19 protein-coding genes, 1 other RNA gene and 1 pseudogene are annotated in these 17,589 nt (G+C 46.2%); 14 read left to right on the forward strand and 7 right to left on the reverse strand.

Annotation, left to right across the window (positions count from 1 at the left end; genetic code table 11):
* Window positions 1-7 precede the first annotated feature (7 nt).
* A complete protein-coding gene (locus BST96_RS12525) occupies window positions 8-493 on the reverse strand; it encodes a Z-ring associated ZapG family protein (RefSeq protein WP_085759036.1) in 486 nt (161 codons plus the stop codon).
* Window positions 494-650: 157 nt separating this feature from the next.
* On the opposite strand from BST96_RS12525, the gene zapE reads away from it, so the two are divergent.
* The 7 genes from zapE to BST96_RS12560 all read left to right on the forward strand — a co-directional run bounded on the left by zapE (window position 651) and on the right by BST96_RS12560 (window position 7,346).
* Complete coding sequence (zapE, locus tag BST96_RS12530) at window positions 651-1,760, forward strand: cell division protein ZapE (protein WP_085759037.1); 1,110 nt, start codon at window positions 651-653, stop codon at window positions 1,758-1,760.
* Window positions 1,761-1,995: 235 nt separating this feature from the next.
* Window positions 1,996-2,424 (forward strand): 50S ribosomal protein L13, encoded by a 429-nt coding sequence (rplM, locus tag BST96_RS12535; protein WP_085759038.1) that lies wholly within the window; start codon window positions 1,996-1,998, stop codon window positions 2,422-2,424.
* 11 nt (window positions 2,425-2,435) lie between these two features.
* Window positions 2,436-2,828, forward strand: coding sequence for a 30S ribosomal protein S9 (rpsI, locus tag BST96_RS12540; protein ID WP_085759039.1), 393 nt, complete (start codon window positions 2,436-2,438; stop codon window positions 2,826-2,828).
* 370 nt (window positions 2,829-3,198) lie between these two features.
* On the forward strand, window positions 3,199-3,798 hold the full coding sequence (gene petA, locus BST96_RS12545) for a ubiquinol-cytochrome c reductase iron-sulfur subunit (RefSeq protein WP_085759040.1): 600 nt from the start codon (window positions 3,199-3,201) through the stop codon (window positions 3,796-3,798).
* The gene (locus BST96_RS12550; RefSeq protein ID WP_085759041.1) at window positions 3,798-6,032 is read left to right on the forward strand and encodes a ubiquinol-cytochrome c reductase; all 2,235 of its coding nucleotides are present in this window, start codon (window positions 3,798-3,800) and stop codon (window positions 6,030-6,032) included. Before petA ends, BST96_RS12550 begins: the two co-directional genes overlap by 1 nt.
* Window positions 6,033-6,122: 90 nt before the next feature.
* Window positions 6,123-6,770, forward strand: coding sequence for a glutathione S-transferase N-terminal domain-containing protein (locus tag BST96_RS12555; protein ID WP_085759042.1), 648 nt, complete (start codon window positions 6,123-6,125; stop codon window positions 6,768-6,770).
* A 126-nt stretch (window positions 6,771-6,896) separates the two neighbouring features.
* Window positions 6,897-7,346, forward strand: coding sequence for a ClpXP protease specificity-enhancing factor (locus BST96_RS12560; RefSeq protein ID WP_206045332.1), 450 nt, complete (start codon window positions 6,897-6,899; stop codon window positions 7,344-7,346).
* A 328-nt stretch (window positions 7,347-7,674) separates the two neighbouring features.
* On the opposite strand, the gene BST96_RS12565 is transcribed toward BST96_RS12560, so the two are convergent.
* The 4 genes from BST96_RS12565 to BST96_RS12580 are packed head-to-tail and all read right to left on the reverse strand — an operon-like array spanning window position 7,675 to window position 11,097.
* Window positions 7,675-8,247: a BON domain-containing protein gene (locus BST96_RS12565; RefSeq protein WP_085759044.1), complete on the reverse strand. Its 573-nt coding sequence runs from the start codon at window positions 8,245-8,247 to the stop codon at window positions 7,675-7,677.
* Window positions 8,248-8,252: 5 nt separating this feature from the next.
* Complete coding sequence (locus tag BST96_RS12570) at window positions 8,253-8,843, reverse strand: D-sedoheptulose-7-phosphate isomerase (RefSeq protein WP_085759045.1); 591 nt, start codon at window positions 8,841-8,843, stop codon at window positions 8,253-8,255.
* 12 nt (window positions 8,844-8,855) lie between these two features.
* Window positions 8,856-9,236: a YraN family protein gene (locus BST96_RS12575; RefSeq protein WP_085759046.1), complete on the reverse strand. Its 381-nt coding sequence runs from the start codon at window positions 9,234-9,236 to the stop codon at window positions 8,856-8,858.
* Window positions 9,214-11,097: a penicillin-binding protein activator gene (locus tag BST96_RS12580; RefSeq protein ID WP_085759047.1), complete on the reverse strand. Its 1,884-nt coding sequence runs from the start codon at window positions 11,095-11,097 to the stop codon at window positions 9,214-9,216. The genes BST96_RS12575 and BST96_RS12580 overlap by 23 nt, the downstream gene beginning before the upstream one ends.
* Window positions 11,098-11,166: 69 nt before the next feature.
* Here BST96_RS12580 and rsmI point away from each other — a divergent pair, with 69 nt between their 5' ends.
* From rsmI to BST96_RS12595, 4 genes and pseudogenes are all read left to right on the forward strand, one after another.
* On the forward strand, window positions 11,167-12,018 hold the full coding sequence (rsmI, locus tag BST96_RS12585) for a 16S rRNA (cytidine(1402)-2'-O)-methyltransferase (protein ID WP_276206915.1): 852 nt from the start codon (window positions 11,167-11,169) through the stop codon (window positions 12,016-12,018).
* Window positions 12,019-12,065: 47 nt separating this feature from the next.
* Window positions 12,066-12,478, forward strand: an RNA gene (rnpB, locus tag BST96_RS12590) — RNase P RNA component class A.
* 84 nt (window positions 12,479-12,562) lie between these two features.
* A pseudogene (locus BST96_RS21480) lies at window positions 12,563-12,706 on the forward strand (DUF6538 domain-containing protein); the annotation flags it as partial.
* 192 nt (window positions 12,707-12,898) lie between these two features.
* Entirely contained in the window at window positions 12,899-13,864 is a 966-nt protein-coding gene (locus tag BST96_RS12595) for a DUF3258 domain-containing protein (protein WP_157117944.1), read from the forward strand.
* Window positions 13,865-13,880: 16 nt separating this feature from the next.
* Here the strand turns inward: BST96_RS12595 and BST96_RS12600 are convergent, their stop codons facing one another.
* Both BST96_RS12600 and BST96_RS12605 read right to left on the reverse strand, forming a co-directional pair.
* A complete protein-coding gene (locus tag BST96_RS12600) occupies window positions 13,881-14,858 on the reverse strand; it encodes an MvaI/BcnI family restriction endonuclease (protein WP_085759049.1) in 978 nt (325 codons plus the stop codon).
* Window positions 14,859-14,871: 13 nt separating this feature from the next.
* Window positions 14,872-15,609 carry a hypothetical protein gene (locus BST96_RS12605; RefSeq protein ID WP_085759050.1) on the reverse strand — a complete coding sequence of 246 codons (738 nt, stop codon included), beginning with the start codon at window positions 15,607-15,609 and terminating at the stop codon, window positions 14,872-14,874.
* A gap of 331 nt (window positions 15,610-15,940) precedes the next feature.
* On the opposite strand from BST96_RS12605, the gene BST96_RS12610 reads away from it, so the two are divergent.
* The 3 genes from BST96_RS12610 (at window position 15,941) to BST96_RS12620 (ending at window position 17,541) form a co-directional block, all read left to right on the forward strand.
* Entirely contained in the window at window positions 15,941-16,222 is a 282-nt protein-coding gene (locus BST96_RS12610) for a hypothetical protein (RefSeq protein ID WP_157117945.1), read from the forward strand.
* 62 nt (window positions 16,223-16,284) lie between these two features.
* Entirely contained in the window at window positions 16,285-16,668 is a 384-nt protein-coding gene (locus tag BST96_RS12615; RefSeq protein WP_085759052.1) for a hypothetical protein, read from the forward strand.
* Between the two features lie 339 nt (window positions 16,669-17,007).
* The gene (locus BST96_RS12620; protein WP_085759053.1) at window positions 17,008-17,541 is read left to right on the forward strand and encodes a hypothetical protein; all 534 of its coding nucleotides are present in this window, start codon (window positions 17,008-17,010) and stop codon (window positions 17,539-17,541) included.
* Window positions 17,542-17,589 lie beyond the last annotated feature (48 nt).

A 17,589-nucleotide genomic window follows, 5' to 3' on the forward strand; every position in this document is an offset into this window, starting at 1 on the left:
TAAACCCCTACATTCTGTCTTCAGATGCCAACACGCCTTCAATTTCTTGCTGGCGTTCTTGTTTCTCCAATCCAAACTCTTCATTCAGCATGCCGGGTTCGTTCGGAGCCACTTTAGGCGCATAGTCTAACGGTGGAGTGATGGTGTCCGTGGCGACATTCTCTATCGTGGCGGCATCGTTATCATCACCTAGCGCTTTTAAGGATTGGCTGGCATTGTCGCCGGCTAACAGTTGTGCCCCTTTGGCCAGATGGGTATGTACATCCCGGTAGCTGGTGGTTAACTGATTCAGTAGCTCGGCGGTTTCTACAAAATGCTCAGACACTTCGCTCTGGTAGCTTTCCTGTTGCTGCTGCATTTCATTAAGGTGCTGTTCAAGCTGCTGCTGTGACTGCCGTGAAGGGGAGGTGCGTTGAGTAATGATATAGCCTGCGACTAAACCAATAATAGCGGCGGCAATAGCAACAGTAATAACAAGTTCCAGAGAGTACACTAAGTCAGTCCTTCATGATGGGTGGGTTTGTGCGGCTAGTATAACCTTTAAATCTGTCCGTACCCAGAGTTCTATGTCCATCCCCTTCAATTGCCAACCCTGCTTTATCTAGGTAAAGTGGCCGGCTTTTATCGATCGACGCAATTATTCAGTCATTATGACCCCAAAAGAGCGCTATCAAGCTGATTTGCAACAGCCCGATTTCTCCTATGACCCCGCTCAGGAGCAGGCCGTAGAATATTTGCAGGATATGTACGAGCGCCTGCTGGCCGCTGAAAAGCCCGCTGCCGAGAGCCTGCTGTCGCGCGTTATGGGCAAGTTTAAGGCCCCTGTGCCTGCGGAGCCGGTTAAAGGCCTTTATTTTTGGGGTGGGGTGGGCCGCGGTAAAACCTACCTGATGGATGCCTTCTACGACTCATTGCCCTTTGAGCAGAAAATGCGCGCCCACTTCCATCGCTTTATGCAACGGGTACACAAAGACCTGGCAAAGCTTGATGGCCAAAAGAACCCCCTAAATCTGGTGGCCGATCAGTTGGCCAGTGAGGCTAAGGTGATCTGCTTTGATGAGTTTTTTGTTTCGGATATTACCGATGCAATGATTCTGGCGGGGTTGTTCGAGCAATTATTCGCCCGTGGTGTCAGCCTGGTGGCTACCTCCAATATTGTGCCTGACGGCCTGTATAAAGATGGCCTGCAACGCAGCCGCTTTCTCCCCGCCATTGCGCTATTAAATGCACATACCGAAGTGGTTAATGTGGATGGGGGTATTGATTACCGCCTTAGGGCTCTGGAGCAGGCCGAGCTCTACCACTTTCCGCTAGATGATGAAGCGGATAAAAGCCTTGAAAGGTCGTTTACCAGCCTTAATCCTGACGAGCAGCATATTCTGCGCAATGAGCCGCTGGATATAGAGGGGCGCCCGATTATTGCCCGCTGTGTCTCAGATGATGTGGTCTGGTTTGATTTTACAGCGCTGTGTGACGGGCCCCGTAGCCAGAATGACTATATTGAGCTGGCCCGCGAGTTTCACGCTGTGCTGGTTAGTGATGTGCCCCAAATGGATACCCATGCCGATGATCTGGCACGCCGTTTTATCAATCTGGTTGATGAGTTTTATGACCGCAATGTCAAATTGGTGATTTCTGCTGAGGTGTCCCTCGAGCAATTGTATTTGGGCAATAAGCTCAGTTTTGAATTTGAGCGTACCCAGAGTCGTCTATTAGAAATGCAGTCCCATGACTACCTGGCTCTGGAGCACCGCCCCTAATAACCGTAGGGTGGATTATAATCCACCAGAACAGGCTGCCAGCAAAAAGGTGGATTATAATCCACCCTACGCTAAGTCATTGGAATATTGGGTAATAAGCCCGTTATTTCTCTCTGAATTAACTCGCCAAAGCCCTTGATCTACCGCCCTCATCTCTGTACAATCCGCGCTCTTCGTAAATACGAGTCCCTGCTCTCAAGTTAGTAGCACCTCTACAATATAGGTTGTTAAAAAGATGAAAACCTTCAGTGCAAAGCCGGATTCTGTACAGCGCGATTGGTTCGTGGTAGATGCCGATGGCAAAACCCTGGGTCGATTAGCTACAGAAATCGCACACCGCTTGCGTGGCAAGCATAAAGCCGAATACACCCCACACGTTGATACAGGCGATTATATCGTCGTTGTTAATGCTGAGAAAATCCAGGTTACTGGTAATAAAGCAAAAGACAAAATCTATTACCGTCACACTGGTTATGTTGGTAACTTAAAGTCCATCAGCTTCGAGAAGCTAATCGATAAAGCCCCTGAGCGCGCCATTCAGAATGCGGTTAAAGGCATGTTGCCTCGCAATCCTCTGGGTCGCACTATGTTTAGAAAGCTGAAAGTCTATGCTGGTTCTGAACATCCCCATGCTGCTCAGCAGCCTCAACCACTTAACGTATAACGGACGGAACTATGTCAGCTACTCAATATTACGGTACCGGCCGTCGTAAAACTTCAACAGCCAGAGTTTTCTTAAAGTCTGGTTCCGGTGAAATCACTATCAATAAGCGTTCTATCGACACCTACTTCGGTCGTGAAGTGGCCCGTATGATTGTTCGTCAGCCTCTAGAACTTGTCGAAATGACTGATAAGTTTGACCTGAATATCACTGTTGCCGGTGGTGGCAGCTTTGGTCAGGCCGGTGCAATCCGTCACGGCATTACTCGCGCTCTTATGGAGTATGACGAGAGCCTGCGTCCAGCTCTGCGTGCTGAGGGTTATGTAACCCGTGATGCTCGTGAAGTTGAGCGTAAGAAAGTTGGCCTGCGTAAAGCACGTAAGAAGCCACAGTTCTCAAAACGTTAATTGTTGGTTGTATTTCGCGCTTGGCAGGGTTGTTAACCGCATTGCCAAGCCTCGCAAAGAAACGTCCACGATTGCTAAAGTCTGGGCGTTTTTTTATGACTGTTGATAGGGTTTTCGCTATCAATGGAGAAAACAGCAGATTTTGACTGTTTACTTTTTGGTTTTGACTGTTATACAGGGGGAAGCCCTTGAATTATCTAGGGTTAATTCTTGTAAGCAGGGGGCAACTTCTTTACTATTTGGCCCCATTCAAAGCAGATATCTGCGGTTTTAGAGAAACTTTTCAAAAATCCGTGCCAGGAGTGACTACCTTAAGGGTAGTAAAGCCTGGTTTGGTTTAAAACTTGTTAGCCTGTAGGGGGATTACGTCATGAGTAATGACGGCGTTAATACTACGCGGCGACGCTTTTTGACAGGAGCTACCTCAGTGGTAGGTGCTGCGGGAGCTGTCGGTATCGCTGTTCCATTTGTTGGTTCATGGAACCCAAGTGCCAAGGCGAAAGCCGCTGGTGCTCCAGTAAAATTTGATGTCAGCAAGCTTGAGCCTGGTGAGATGAAAGTCGTTGAATGGCGCGGTAAGCCCGTTTACGTTGTTCGTCGTACCGCTGAGTCTATTGCTGAACTTAAGAGCCTTGAAGGCTCTCTAAAAGACCCTGCCTCTGATACGGCTGACCAGCCTGAGTATATCGAAGGCGCTGAGCGTTCACTAAACCCTGAATATATGGTGCTAGTCGGTCTATGTACTCACCTCGGTTGTGCGCCAAAATATCGCCCTGAAGTGGGTTCGATTCCAACCAGTGACGGCAGCGATTGGGTCGGCGGTTTCTTCTGCCCCTGTCACGGTTCTATGTTTGATTTATCCGGGCGTGTTTACAAAGGTGTGCCAGCATCAGCCAACCTTGTAGTACCCCCTTATTCTTTTGAAACTGACACTGTCATGGTGATCGGTGTGGATCAGGAGGCAGCCTAATGATCAATATGCTAGTAGGATTGAGAGATTGGGTTGACGATCGTCTGCCAATTATGCGCGCCTGGAACACCCATATGGGTAAGTACTATGCGCCAAAAAACTTTAACTTCTGGTACTTCTTCGGTGTGCTATCGATTGTTGTATTAGTTAACCAGTTGCTGACCGGTATCTGGCTCACCATGAGCTTTACCCCTAGCGCTGAAGAAGCCTTTAAGTCCGTTGAATACATCATGCGTGATGTGGATTACGGCTGGATTATCCGCTATATGCACTCCACCGGCGCCTCGGCGTTCTTCGTGGTGGTTTATCTGCATATGTTCCGCGCCCTGATTTACGGTTCGTACAAAAAGCCACGCGAGTTGGTGTGGTTGTTCGGTATGGTGATCTTTGTTGCCCTGATGGCTGAAGCCTTTGTAGGTTATGTACTACCTTGGGGCCAGATGTCTTACTGGGGTGCCCAGGTAATCATCTCCCTGTTTGGTGCTATCCCGGTTGTCGGTGAAGATATCGTACAGTGGATTCGTGGTGACTTCCTGATCTCGGGTATTACCCTGAACCGCTTCTTTGCTCTACACGTTGTTGCGTTGCCTATCGTACTGCTAGGCTTGATCGTGATGCACTTGTTAGCGCTGCACGAAGTGGGTTCAAACAACCCTGACGGCGTAGATATCAAGAAAAACAAAGATGAAAACGGCGTACCTTTAGATGGCGTTGCTTTCCACCCTTATTACACCGTACACGATCTGCAAGCGATTGCAGTGTTCCTGTTTGCCTTCTGTGCGATTCTATTCTTTGCGCCGGAAATGGGCGGTTACTTTATTGAGTATGCAAACTTCGAGATTGCCAACTCGCTGAAAACGCCAGAGCATATTGCACCGGTTTGGTACTTCACCCCGTTCTATTCTGTACTGCGGGCCGTACCTGACAAGCTACTAGGTTTTATCGCCTTCGCAGCGTCGGTAGCGATTCTATTTATCCTGCCATGGATTGATCACAGTAAAGCCAAGTCATTCCGTTATAAAGGCAAAGTACCTGCCATTATGATCGGTGTTTTTGCTGCGGCCTTTATTATTCTGGGTGTGTTGGGTGTTAAATCTCCAACGCCTGGCAGAACTATTCTGGCGCAGGTCACGACGATTGTTTACTTCGCGTTCTTCCTGACAATGCCGTTCTGGACCAACAAGGCTTTTGCGGCCTTACGTTTTGCTAGCATGTGGTTCACTGGTTTGTTCTTGCTGTTTATCGGCTTGGATGGTTTTGATCCTGGGTCAGCAGAACCCTTGTACTCAGCGCGTATCTACGCTGTTCTGAATGCAGCCTTGTTCTTTGCCTTGCCCTTTATGGTTGCTAAAAACCAGGAGCTGCCTGAGCCTGAGCGTGTCACTATGAATGGTGGTATGGGCTTCTGGAAAACACTGGGTTCCTTAATTGCGATTGCGGCCTTGTGTCTGGTTCCTTTAACCGCAGTTGGCGCATCAGCCAAGGTTGATTTGGACCATATCGACGTGGATGCGACAAACAAAGCTTCATTGCAAAGCGGTGCTCAGATTTATATGAACTACTGCATGGGGTGTCACTCTATGCAGTATGCTCGTTACGAGCGTACCGCTAACGATATCGGTGTACCGGTTGAATTGTTTGAAGGCAATCTGAAGTTTGAAGGCATGTCAGGCGAGATTGAAGGTTCTGCCAAAATTGGTGACCTGATGGAAAACGCGATGCCAAAGCCAATGGCTAAAAAATGGTTTGGCGCAGCGCCGCCGGATTTGACGCTGGTAGCTCGCTCTCGCGGTGCTGATTGGTTATACACCTACTTGCGTACCTTTCATGCTGATCCAAGCCGTCCTTATGGGGTGAATAACACAACCTTTAAAGATGTCGGTATGCCCCACGTTTTGCTTGAGCTGCAAGGCTTGACAGAATGTGCTCCTGGCCCGGTTCAGGCTGCTAACGGTGGTATTAAGCGTGATGAGCTAACCGGTGAAGAAGTCTTGTTTGCCGAAGATGGTTCCGCCTTAAACCCCTGTGGTCGTTTTGTGGTTACCGAGCCTGGCCTGTTGACGCCAGAAGAATACGATCAAGCGATGTATGATCTGGTTAACTTTATGGCCTATGTTGCCGAGCCTATGGTTGAAGACCGTAAGCGTATCGGTATTTATGTTTTATTATTTATCACTCTGTTCTTTGTCTTTGCCTATTTGCTAAACCGCGAATATTGGAAGGATGTGCACTAACAGTGTGTTAACGGCGGATTCGATGTCCGCCGTTTTTTTGAATGTTATTTATTTATTGTTAAAGAGCTGACTTCAGCTAAGGAAAACCAAATGGGTGTTGTTGCAAAACGGTCTTCAATGACTTTCTTCTCCGATGCAAATAGCCACTATAGTCATCGTGTGCGCATTGTATTAGCCGAGAAGGGTGTTACCGTTGATGTAATCGAGGCGGATGCAGATAATATTCCTGCCGAACTAACGGATATGAACCCTTATAACAGTCTGCCAACTTTGTTGGACCGTGACCTGGTGTTATACGAATCTAAAGTGATGATGGAATATCTTGATGAGCGTTTTCCTCATCCACCACTGTTGCCGGTTTACCCGGTAGCTCGTGGAGCAAGCCGTCAGTATATTTACCGTATTGAACGCGACTGGTGTGTACTGGTTGATAGCCTGGTAGAAGGTACTGCCAATGCCAAAACGCTGGAAAAGCAGCGTAAAGAATTAAAAGAAAGCTTGATGGCGATTGCGCCTATTTTTACTGAAAAGCCTTATTTTATGAATGAAGAGTTTACTTTGGTGGATTGCTGTTTGGCTCCCATCTTGTGGCGCTTGCCGGCTTTAGGTATTGAAATGCCGAATAACAAGCAAACTAAGCCGCTGCTGGCTTATATGGACTCTTTATTTGAGCGTGAGTCGTTCCAGGCTAGCTTGTCAGAAATGGAAAAAGAAATGCGTGCTCCTCAAGTTGGCTAATAGCCTCGCTAACAGAAAAGCAAAAAGGGATGATCAGTCATCCCTTTTTTTTGCTTGGCATAGCGTGAGATATACAATAGTCTGTCTTAACTCGCCTGTTAGGGCAGCACAAACGGTAATCAATCCATGACAATGACATCAAGTCGTCCCTATATTGTAAGAGCACTCTACGAGTGGATACTTGAAAATGACTGCACACCCTATGTGCTGGTCAATGCGATGGCTGATAATGTCGAAGTGCCGCAGCAGTTTGTAAAAAACGGGCAGATTGTGCTGAATGTATCACCGGTTGCGGTGATGGACTTATTGCTGACCAATGAGACCATGGAGTTTAACGGTCGCTTTGGTGGAATGCCGATGGATATCTATGTGCCTATGACGGCCGTGATGGGTATCTATGCCCGTGAAAATGGGCAGGGTATGATCTTTGATATGGATGACTCCAATCCCGAGCCTCCAGTACCTGATGATGACGGACCTAAACCCACCGGTCCTAAACCAGTAACCCCTAAAAGTTCTGGTCCAAAATCCGATACCTCAAATCAGAAAAAACCGGGCTTAAGGGTCGTAAAGTAAGTGTTATTCTGACAAAGCGCATTACTGTCTGGAATCAATACATGCTTTTGGTGGCCCGTAGGGTGGATTGTAATCCACCGGTTATAACGGGCTTTTGGCAGGGCTTGGTGGATTGTAATCCACCCTACGGTGCTTGAAAGGCTGCGAGAGCTTGAAGAGTGAGTAAGGACTGGGCTTTTACGAGCCTTCAGGGATGGGTGTGTAGCGTCTTCTCACTCCACTCCCAATATCCCATTCCGGCGATTATTGCCCCTTCAAGGCGCGGCACCATCCAATACAGATATTCGCCTCGGACAGCAGCGTATACAGGCGAGCATGACTTCCACGACTATATATATTCAAAAATCCTAACGACTTTTTGTACACCGCCGGTGGTTCTGGCGATCTCTGCCGCACGGGCTGCTTCGTCTTTGGTGACCAGCCCCAATAAGTAAACTACACCATTTTCAGTGACCACTTTAATCCGTCCGCCTTCTACCTGGCTACTGGCTAACAGCTTTGTTTTGACCTTGGTGGTAATCCAGGAGTCATTGGAGCGGGCAACCATCGTGGTGGTGCCGGAGACCGTAATTTCATTATGAACTCTGCGCACTTTATTAATTTTTGCGACCGTTTCCGCTGCGAGAATCCGTAGCTCAGCGGTATTAACCTGACCTGCTAGCAACACCACGCCATTAAAACTGACGACCACTATATTGGCCTGTGCCAGTTGCTCATCGGCTTTATCAAGGTTAACCAGCGCCACCGTTTCAATAATTTCATCATCCAATGCTGAGCCGGTTGTGCGCTCATCCTCTTCTACTTCGATAGGGTCTGCGGTGGTTGCGGATAAGATAGAGCTACAGCCCTGGATAGTGAGCGTCAGCAGGGCGATAAAAAACAGGCTAAAAAAGGTTTTCACAGGACTTAGTGGCTCCCAAATAATTGTTGATCGATTAGCTCAGACAGATAATTAATAACTTGCATATGCGCTTCCATAACCCGGGCATTGTTATCGCTGGGTATCGGTAGCTCAATATCTTCAGGTTGAAAGAGGGCGCTAAAATCATTGCTTTGCTGGTTGCTTAAGCAAATAACAATCATTTCTCTGTCGTGGGCTGCTTTAATGGCTTCTAAAGTCGTTCCTGAATTGCTGCTATTGGAGATAATAAATAAAACATCCCCTGGCTGTCCCAGAGCGCGCACCTGGCTGCCGAAAATATCTTTAAAATTGCCATTGGCAGAGAGGGCGGTGATCGTGGTGGCATCACTGCTTAAATTAATGGCCGGTAGGCTGGGGCGCTCATAGTCAAAACGATTGAGCAGATGAGCGGAAAAAATTTGCGCTAGAGCTCCGTTGGTGGCTTCGCCACAGCAGAGGATTTTATTTTCACTAAGCAGGCATTGGACCATCAGTGTGGCGCAATCACTCACCCGTGCGGCTTGCTCGTCCAGTGTGCGCATCGTGGTATCGATGCTGCTATGAAAAAGCTCTATAACGTGCTGGTCTAAATCCATAATGTGTATTCGTTAGTTAGTAAATGCATCCTTTACCCAAGTCCAGTGTAGTTGGTCGTGGCAGCCAGGCTTTGCGGCTACAACATCAAATCGGCAAGGCATACTGTTCAGTCGTTTTTTTTCTTGTAAGTAGCAGGCCGCTGCTTTTAGTAATTTCTGTTGTTTGCGCCAAGTGACACTTTCCAGACCGTCACCAAAACTACCCTGCTTGCGGTAACGTACCTCAACAAAAACCAGTTGCTGGCCGTCCCGCATAATAATATCAATTTCCCCAGCTTTGCAGCGATAATTGCTGGCTATATAGCTTAAGCCTTGCTGTTGCAGCCATTGCCTGGCTTTTTGCTCTGCGGCCGCACCGGTATCGCTGGCTTTAGTTATCCGTGTCCCTATCATTATCAACGCCTTCCTTGCCGTTTAAGTTCAGATCAATCGTTTGTGTTGCAGTTGGAATAATGGTCGCTTTATTGCGTTTAAATTGGGCAAATAACATTTGCCGCTCTATTTCATTGCGCGCATTTAATTTTAACCGGCCGGTATGACCATAGACCCGGCTATTGGCTGTTTCTTGCAGTTGCCGTAGCCTTGGGTGCAGCTGAAAGCTATCAATACCTAATGCGTACATACGGTGGTATTGCTTGCTCTGTTTGATTTCCGTGCTGATAGTTTGGTGCAATGCTGAGGGCTTATTCAGTACCCAGGGCATATCCGTAAACCTTACACCGTTAATATCCCGGTCTTTGCGGGTATCTTCATAGCCGGTGTATAAGCGGGAGGTGCCATAGACCGGTAAGTCGCCGGCATAGTGGAAGGCCAGTAGGGGTTTTAAAGAGCGAGCTTGTTGTGGTCTGGCTAATAGAAAGACCATATCGATATCCTGACGCCGTCTCGGTAAAAACTCCAGTGGCTCGCCAATTAAGCGCTCAATACGTTTGGAGCGGTCTTCACTGGCTTGCAGCAATAAGGACTGCTTGAGTGAGCTGGAGTAATCCGTTTGGCCGGTATACAGGCTGCGTTTGACGGTTTCTCCGCCCAGCGTTTGCCAGCGTTCACTAAAGGCTGTGCTGACCTTATCGCCCCAGTCGCCTTTAGGGGCAATAATTAACGCTTTGCGATGGTCTTCCAAAAAAGCAATATCGGCTACCTGGCTGGCTTCATCCTGCGGTGCTAAGCCGAATTGGAATAGCTGTGCGGGGGCATCACCATAGTTGCTAACGCGGTTTAGCCCGAGGGTGGGTACCGGTAAATCACCCGCATCAAACAATAAGCTCAGCCGCTGTTTTTCCAGTGGCCCAATGACCATTTCGGCACCTTCAGCAATGGCCTGTTGGTAGAGGGCCATAAAGTCGCTATGGTCTTCAGTATTATAGACTTTGAGTTTGGGAACTTTACCACCGCGGTTGCTGGTTTCGTAAAGGCCTGCAATAAAGCCGTCACGCACAGCTTTGCCAAAGGGGGCGAGCTTGCCAGTGAGTGGCAGCAGCAAGGCGACCTGTTGGGGCCTGTTGGCAGCCAGTTCTTTGATCAGTTGCAGTCCGCCGGGTAATTCTGCATTGGCGGGGTGGTCTTGCCATTGCTGTTGCCAGCTTTCCAGCTGGGCTAGTTGTTGTTCAAGGTCGCCCTGATTGTCTTTGGCAATAACCGCCAGTTCCAGCCAGCCTTGATACTCGCCACCAAAACTGGTTTTTTGATAATGCAGTAGATCCTGAGTGGGTACATACATTAGTGAGTTCCAGATTGCTTCGCGGTTGCTGCGCTGGTTCTCGGGGCTTAGCAGGGGGTTGATATAAATGCGTTGCTGGGCACTGGCGATATGGCTGCCTAGCAGGGCAAAGACTTCGGCCCTTAGTAGGCTGTGCGTCAGTTGCCGGGTTGTGGAGAGGGTATCAAGATTGTCCAGCAGGCGAGGGGTTTCCAGCAGGAACCTGGCTTCTTCGTACTCCCCTTGCTGAATATGCAGTTCGCTGCTGACCTCAACATAGCGCGCAAAATCTCTTAGCGGTAGCTGTTCCGGCTGCAGTTGATCGATGATTTGCTGGGCCAGATCCAGTTGCTCTTCCTCCAGCAATAGCGCAGCCGCCTTGAGTTGCTTGCGCTCTTTCTCTGGGGGCATGCTGGTCTGGGCTTGGTTAAGTAGCTCTTGAATCCGTTCCGCTGTCGACAGCGTTTGCTGCTCTGGGGAGCTGGTTTTGCTGGGTTGGCCACCACAGGCCAGCAGCAAGCTACTCAATAGTATTAATAAAAAAGTTGTTCTCATTCTCGACTTCGTAGTCTCTGCATTGTTAGGCTAGTGTCTTTCATAATATCCGATGATTAGGACGTATCCGTGACTCCAGGCTCAGGCTTTAATTCATGTCTCTATGTTGTAGCAACACCCATTGGCAATCTGGGTGATATGGTACCCCGTGCAGTAGAGGTACTACAATCAGTAGATGTGATTGCTGCCGAAGATACTCGCCATAGCAAGCGCTTAATGCAGCATTTTAACATCTCGACCCCGTTGGTGGCATACCATGATCACACCGGGGCCAATATCATTGACGCTCTGGTTGAAAAACTGAGCAATGGTCAGTCAATTGCCCTGATCTCGGATGCCGGCACCCCATTAATTTCAGACCCGGGCTATCGTCTGGTTGATGCGGCGTTAAGTGCCGATATTCAAGTGGTGCCGGTTCCCGGTGCCAGTGCGGCTATTGCGGCCTTAAGTGCTGCGGGTCTTCCTTCTGACCGGTTTGTCTTTGAAGGGTTCCTGAATGCCAAACAGCAAGCTCGCTGCAAGCAACTTGAGGCGCTGAAAGGTGAAACCGCAACGCTGATTTTCTACGAGGCTCCGCACCGGGTTTTGGCCTGCTTAAGGGATATGTCAGAGGTTTTGGGTGACGATCGACAAGTGGTTATGGCCCGTGAATTAACCAAAACCTTTGAAACGATCAAGCGGGCACCGGTGGCTGAGTTGGCTGATTGGGTTGAGGCTGACCACAATCAGCAAAAAGGGGAGTGTGTGCTGTTAGTGCATGGCGCTGACAAAACCGATGGCTCTGACTCTGAAGGTCATCGGGTGTTTGATATCCTCGTGGCCGAGCTGCCTTTAAAACAGGCTGCTGCCCTGGCGGCCAAAATCACTGGCGTTAAGAAAAATCAGCTCTACCAATATGGTCTGGACCAGCAAAAGGATTAAGCCTTAGTCGGCTTGTTATTCCCCTCAAAGCATGGCAATCTCCCGCCCGAGCCAGCCAGACAGTCGCTGGGCTCTTCTCTCTGTTTTTTCACTTATGTACTTATAGTGATGAACATGGGGGTAGGGCCGAGAGGAAAGTCCGGGCTCCATAGGGTAGAACGCCAGGTAACGCCTGGGGGGCGCAAGCCTACGGAAAGTGCAGCAGAGAGTAGACCGCCGATGGCTAGCAATAGCACAGGTAAGGGTGAAAGGGTGCGGTAAGAGCGCACCGCGCGACTGGTAACAGCTCGTGGCATGGTAAACCCCGTTCGGAGCAAGACCAAATAGGCCCACTATACCTTAGGGTAATAGGCGTGTACCCGCGCTGTGGGCGGGTAGGTTGCTAAAGCATTGTGGCGACATAATGCGTAGATGAATGACTGTCCAACGACAGAACCCGGCTTATCGGCTGGCTCAATCTTTTCCCAATATATCGGTAACTCTTTGTTATAACTGGAAAAATTCTCTTCTATTATGCCTCTAGCCCTTAGAGGTGTTACATAAAGTGCTACATAAAAGGTACTTGTTTAAGCGTGGTTCAGTATTTTATTTTAGGTGGCGTGTACCAGATTTGCTAAGGCCCCAGTTAGGTCGAACAGAGGTTGTTCAGTCACTGCATACTGATAGCTACAAAACTGCTCAAGTAAGAGGTGCGAAGCTCTTTATTCAGGTAGCTGGTCTGAGAGATGCCTATAAGTCTTATCAAAATCACGAAATTACCGAATCACAATTTCAAAGTAGGCTGATCGAGTTCAATGTCCTTAAATCGTCCCAGAAGGGGTTTATAGTAAATGGAACGATTAGTAGTGATGTGAGTCATGGTTTTCCAGAGAGTTCTCGTATGAGTCTTTCTGAGGTATTCATTAGCTTTCTTGAGTATAAAGCACGGAATGGTTTGTCTATTCGTATTCAGCAGGAGTATCGCCGCTATTTTGAAGTCATTCTTCACCTGTTGGGTGATAAGCCAGTAGATCAGGTTACTCGAAAATGCCTCAAGGGTGTGATTCAGGCATATTCAAAGATGCCAAAGAGGAATCTAGGTGAGTACAGGAATTTGGGTATTGAGGAGCTAGTTAAAGTAGATGTGCCTATAGATCATAGAGTTGCTCCAAAGACTGTTGGGCAGGTTAAGAAGCTCCTCCATGGTATTTTTGTTCATGCTGTTTATGAGTTGGAAGTGGTGGAAAGTTCACCAGCAATAGACCTTAAGGTGAATCTGAAGGCTAATACAACATTTGCTGCTTTTAATGATTCAGATATAAGGAAGTTATTGGCCGTATTAAGTAATCAAAAAAAGGAGTGGCATAAATGGGTATTGCTCCTAGGGATTTATACTGGAGCTAGGAGGGGAGAGTTAATCAAGCTATGTAGCAGGGATGTAAAAAGGGATGAAGTAACAGGACGCTATTACATCATGATTACCGACGAGTATGGATCAGTTAAAACGGAAGGGTCAATTCGTCAGGTTCCTATGCATTCTGAGTTGCTTCGGGCTGGATTTATCAATTTCTCATCAAGTAGGTCGGGGGTTCTATTTCCTGAGCTGAAGCAGCAGCAAGTTACAAGTTGGTTTATGCGACTTAGAGATTCTCTAGATATTCCATCTGTGGATGATTATGGTAATCGCAAGGTTTTTCATTCATTGCGTCATACATTTATTACAAAGGCTAGGTCAGCAGGTGTCTCTGTTGATAAGGTTCAGCAGGTAGTAGGGCATGAGAAGAAGGGTTCGGGTGTAACAGATCGTTATACTCACCGCTTTCCTCTTGGTGATGTTTTAGATGTGGTAGATGTTATAAAGTACTAATAAGAGACTTTTAAAATCATATTAAGTCTTCATTTGATAGGTATAGAGTGTTTATTGAGTCACCCTTTATTCTCCATAAGAAGCCATGATCTTTAATTTTCTCACCTTTCTCTGATAGTGTGAAATCCAAATAAATTTTCCCTTCTCTAACGAGTCTCAAAAAGCGAATAATTGATGGGTGTTGGCAGTATTTTACAGAATTGATAGTGAAGCTCGGAGGAGAACTCTTAGCTGTGATGTAAATATATGCAGTTCTTGTGTGTTTGGATAAAAGCGCTGATTCAATATCTTCTGCTTCATAAGAGCAAAGTTCTCGATTTTTATGCATTACTGATATTTTTTGATCAGTTGTTGCTAGGTAGAATCCTAAGCTGTCAGGGGTATTATTAAAGGATGTGTATAGAGCTTTTCTTCCTCTTTTAGGGTCTTGATAGGCGAACTTTCTAAATAGATCGTTTTTATCTATTGCATAATTGTAGTTGCTCGGTGTTCTCGAAAACAAAGTTTGTAAACTCTTATCTTTCTTTGTTTTAAGTTCTATGCCCATGAAATCAGGTTTCTTGCTGCTGTTTGCAGATATGCCTAGGGCTTCTTCCAGTGCTAGGCCATGCTTTCCTGTTCCTTTTTTATCTGCTTTTATCGCTCCCTTATTCTTCAGGAATGACAGCTTCTCCCGAAGTATTTCATGGGGTTCAAGTGAGGGGATGGGTGTTCGGTCTAACTGGTCTAAAACAACCAGTCTGAGTAGTTTTTGGTAGTTGAATCTGGGTTTGAGGCCGTTGCAATATGGTAAGTTTTCATTGTGAAGTACGGCACTGATATTCTGGAACTTAAGCTCAAATGATTTTGGAGTGCGATTTGGGTGAAGTTTAGAAAGATCGTTATATATGTGGGATTTAACAGGCTTTTCACCATTCTTTTCAGCGCTATATAGCTTTAGATATGCTGTAACTGCTGCGGATACCTCCTTTTCTGACCAGTTGCTTCCCCTCATATCGCAGTTGTCCTCATTCCACTACAGTCTTTATAGATGATAAGCCGAGGCTTCTCCTCTTCTTGAGTATTAGTCCAGCTATTGCAGAAGTAAATAACACTGCTGATGGAGGTAGGGGGATTTCAGTGGTTCTGACTAAATACGATCCGAACGCATTAGTTGCAGAGTTAGAGGAGGGGTATGTTGTTGTCCAGTATTTTCCAATAGAACCCTCGTCATCAATACTGTCGTTTGAATCAAAATGTAAAGTATTTCTATGAGGTGCAGCTCTGTAATATATTTCCATGTCACTGACTAATCCCATTTGTTGGCCAAAACCAAAAGTATCACCAAGAATTCCTCTTGTGCGCCCAGCAGCATAGCTTGGGATGTCGAACTGATATACATTGGGGTCAGTTGAATTATCATAATACCAATCTTGAGTATCCCCAAATAACTTTATAAAAGATTCAATCTCCTCATCAGTTCCAATAGTGTATGACCTTCCTCCGGAGTAATTCCTTCTAAACCAGTTTGAAACAAGTGTATGAAATTCAGATGTTGTGGCATATCTCCAGCCTTGTTTGCCAAGACCGGAAGTTGAGTTTATCTCAGTAAAAACATCGTTATAGCTTCTTCCAGCTGTCTCCGTAACATCCAGCCATTCGAGGCTTGTGTTAGTGTCAAGAGTAATGTTTCCTAAATCGATAAAAGCTGCTTTTACAGATAATGAAAGCGTTAGGCCCACTAGGACCAATGTGTTTTTTAGCATGGAGAAGCTCCTTTTCAATTATGAGTATAATTTTTATTTGTGTTAAATATCTCAAATGAAAGGCATTAAGTAAAGCCGGGGTTTGTATTGGCTTGATAATCATGATGCTAATAGATGTCAGGGAGATTCAGCTCATGAAACCCCAAATAGTTGTATGGAATACTGATTTATGGGGTGTAAATAATTATAAGGTATTATAGATGTTGATGTTTTTTATGAGTATCTCGATGAAGAGTATTCTCTTGATGCTGGTTGTATAAAGTCAGCAGTCGCTGAAGTGGAGTGCTTGGAGCTTTCTGCTCAGGCTGTTTGTAGACTTGGTTTAAGGTTAATGGATAATGCTCATCATTCAGAGTACGTTATTGTGATACCTGATCAGCGTACTGAGGATTATCTAAAGGAGATTTACTTTCCGTTTGCCAACTATCATGGGTATATTGTTAAGGATGAGGAGCAGAGAATTGCTGGTAGAAAGAGGGGGGATAAGAATAAAGGTACTCAGGCAAAGGTTGAAAGGGTTGACAGTTTGCGTGCTGGTGGGATGTCATTAAATAAAGCAGTTGATGTGGTAGGTATTGGTAAGGGTACTTATTATAATTATAAGAAGTTATAACTGTTATCTATATATTTTACTGTAGTTATATGAATAATAATAAGTTTAAAGGGATGCTTGGCATGAATGAAGAATTTGGTGGTTATGTAGTAATTTTATTATTGATATTCTGTTTTTGGTGGGTTGAGCCATTTGGCTTTTTTAGTAGTGAAATAGACTTTTACCCTAGGGTGTGTGTGGATGATTCCTTTTCAAAAGGTGAGTGTGAAAAGTGGAAGATTGAGGATTTAATTAGATTTAAGGTGTATGAGGATGGTCAAAAAGTTATTCGTAAAGGGGGTTCTAGTATCCGCTCTCTTAAGGATTGCCATGTTTGGGATAAGAATAATTGGGAGTGTAGTACGCTTCAGGTTGTTGATGGGGAGTTGTCTGGTATTTATTTAACTCGGTATAGTTTTATTACTAAGCCTGAATGGTATGTTCTTAATTTTTTTCGTAAGCCTTGATAGGTGTTTAATGTGAATGGAGGTTTTGATAGGTGTGGCGGGAAGTGCAAGGGCTTACAAAGCTGCTGTTGTCTGTTCATAACGGCGAGATGGAGTTGGTTTTTCAACTTTAATAAATCTAGGTAAGTATGCTTGATGAGCTTATAAACGAATGAGAGAGCTGCTGAAGGGCTGGTTAGGGGTTTATGAGGTTGTTGATAGTGATGCTGCTTAGGAAGAGGCTTTAATCACTTGTACTTTGATCTAGTTCAAAAGTATTAGATAGGTTGAAGCTGATAACTGGTAAGATTGGTTACATAAATAAACATAATTATAAATACTACGAAAGGATGCACTCTCATGCTGAAACAAACCTTGGCCCTGTTGGGCCTAATACATTCACTGTCTGTTAATGCTGTCATTGTAGATTTGGGGAGTATTACCCGTGATACTTCAACAGGGTTAGATTGGCTAGATTTAACCGAGACAAACGGTCGGAGTTACGTTGACGTAAGTGGAAAACTGGGCGAGGGCCAAGAGTTCGATGGCTGGCGATACGCTTCTGTAGATGAGGCTCAAGCTCTTTGGAAAAACTTTGGAATCAGTAGTGGCACGATGGTAAGTATTAGTAGGGCAGACACGCTCCAGTATAATAGCCTTGTGGTGGCTGTTGATGTTTTGGGTAATAGCGTTCTCGATATTGGTGACAATTATTTTGATTTTGGTGCGATTGGCTTTACAGCTGACACTGTGTTCAATGACTCGGGGGAGGCTTTGTACCAAAAAGTTTCAGGTTTCTTTAGTAATCCTAATGAAGATTATGTGAATGCTTATTCACCTGATGCTCCAGCGCTTTTTCCTTCCGGCGACCCGGTATTGGGAGTTATCTTGTGAGGCCGTCTGCTGTGCCAGTCCCACCAGCTGCTTGGCTATTTGTCTCGG

The sequence above is a fragment of the Oceanicoccus sagamiensis genome (assembly GCF_002117105.1).
Lineage (GTDB): Bacteria > Pseudomonadota > Gammaproteobacteria > Pseudomonadales > Dasaniaceae > Oceanicoccus > Oceanicoccus sagamiensis.

Bases quoted from the DNA above. Each gene is read 5' to 3' on its own strand.
- BST96_RS12615 (WP_085759052.1), top strand. From the start codon at position 16,285: ATGAATGAAGAATTTGGTGGTTATGTAGTAATTTTATTATTGATATTC.
- BST96_RS12620 (WP_085759053.1), top strand. From the start codon at position 17,008: ATGCTGAAACAAACCTTGGCCCTGTTGGGCCTAATACATTCACTGTCT.
- BST96_RS12550 (WP_085759041.1), top strand. From the start codon at position 3,798: ATGATCAATATGCTAGTAGGATTGAGAGATTGGGTTGACGATCGTCTG.
- rpsI (WP_085759039.1), top strand. From the start codon at position 2,436: ATGTCAGCTACTCAATATTACGGTACCGGCCGTCGTAAAACTTCAACA.
- BST96_RS12570 (WP_085759045.1), bottom strand. From the start codon at position 8,843: ATGGATTTAGACCAGCACGTTATAGAGCTTTTTCATAGCAGCATCGAT.
- BST96_RS12575 (WP_085759046.1), bottom strand. From the start codon at position 9,236: ATGATAGGGACACGGATAACTAAAGCCAGCGATACCGGTGCGGCCGCA.
- BST96_RS12600 (WP_085759049.1), bottom strand. From the start codon at position 14,858: ATGAGGGGAAGCAACTGGTCAGAAAAGGAGGTATCCGCAGCAGTTACA.
- zapE (WP_085759037.1), top strand. From the start codon at position 651: ATGACCCCAAAAGAGCGCTATCAAGCTGATTTGCAACAGCCCGATTTC.
- BST96_RS12610 (WP_157117945.1), top strand. From the start codon at position 15,941: ATGGATAATGCTCATCATTCAGAGTACGTTATTGTGATACCTGATCAG.
- rplM (WP_085759038.1), top strand. From the start codon at position 1,996: ATGAAAACCTTCAGTGCAAAGCCGGATTCTGTACAGCGCGATTGGTTC.
- BST96_RS12555 (WP_085759042.1), top strand. From the start codon at position 6,123: ATGGGTGTTGTTGCAAAACGGTCTTCAATGACTTTCTTCTCCGATGCA.
- BST96_RS12580 (WP_085759047.1), bottom strand. From the start codon at position 11,097: ATGAGAACAACTTTTTTATTAATACTATTGAGTAGCTTGCTGCTGGCC.
- petA (WP_085759040.1), top strand. From the start codon at position 3,199: ATGAGTAATGACGGCGTTAATACTACGCGGCGACGCTTTTTGACAGGA.
- BST96_RS12605 (WP_085759050.1), bottom strand. From the start codon at position 15,609: ATGCTAAAAAACACATTGGTCCTAGTGGGCCTAACGCTTTCATTATCT.
- BST96_RS12595 (WP_157117944.1), top strand. From the start codon at position 12,899: ATGAGTCTTTCTGAGGTATTCATTAGCTTTCTTGAGTATAAAGCACGG.
- BST96_RS12560 (WP_206045332.1), top strand. From the start codon at position 6,897: ATGACAATGACATCAAGTCGTCCCTATATTGTAAGAGCACTCTACGAG.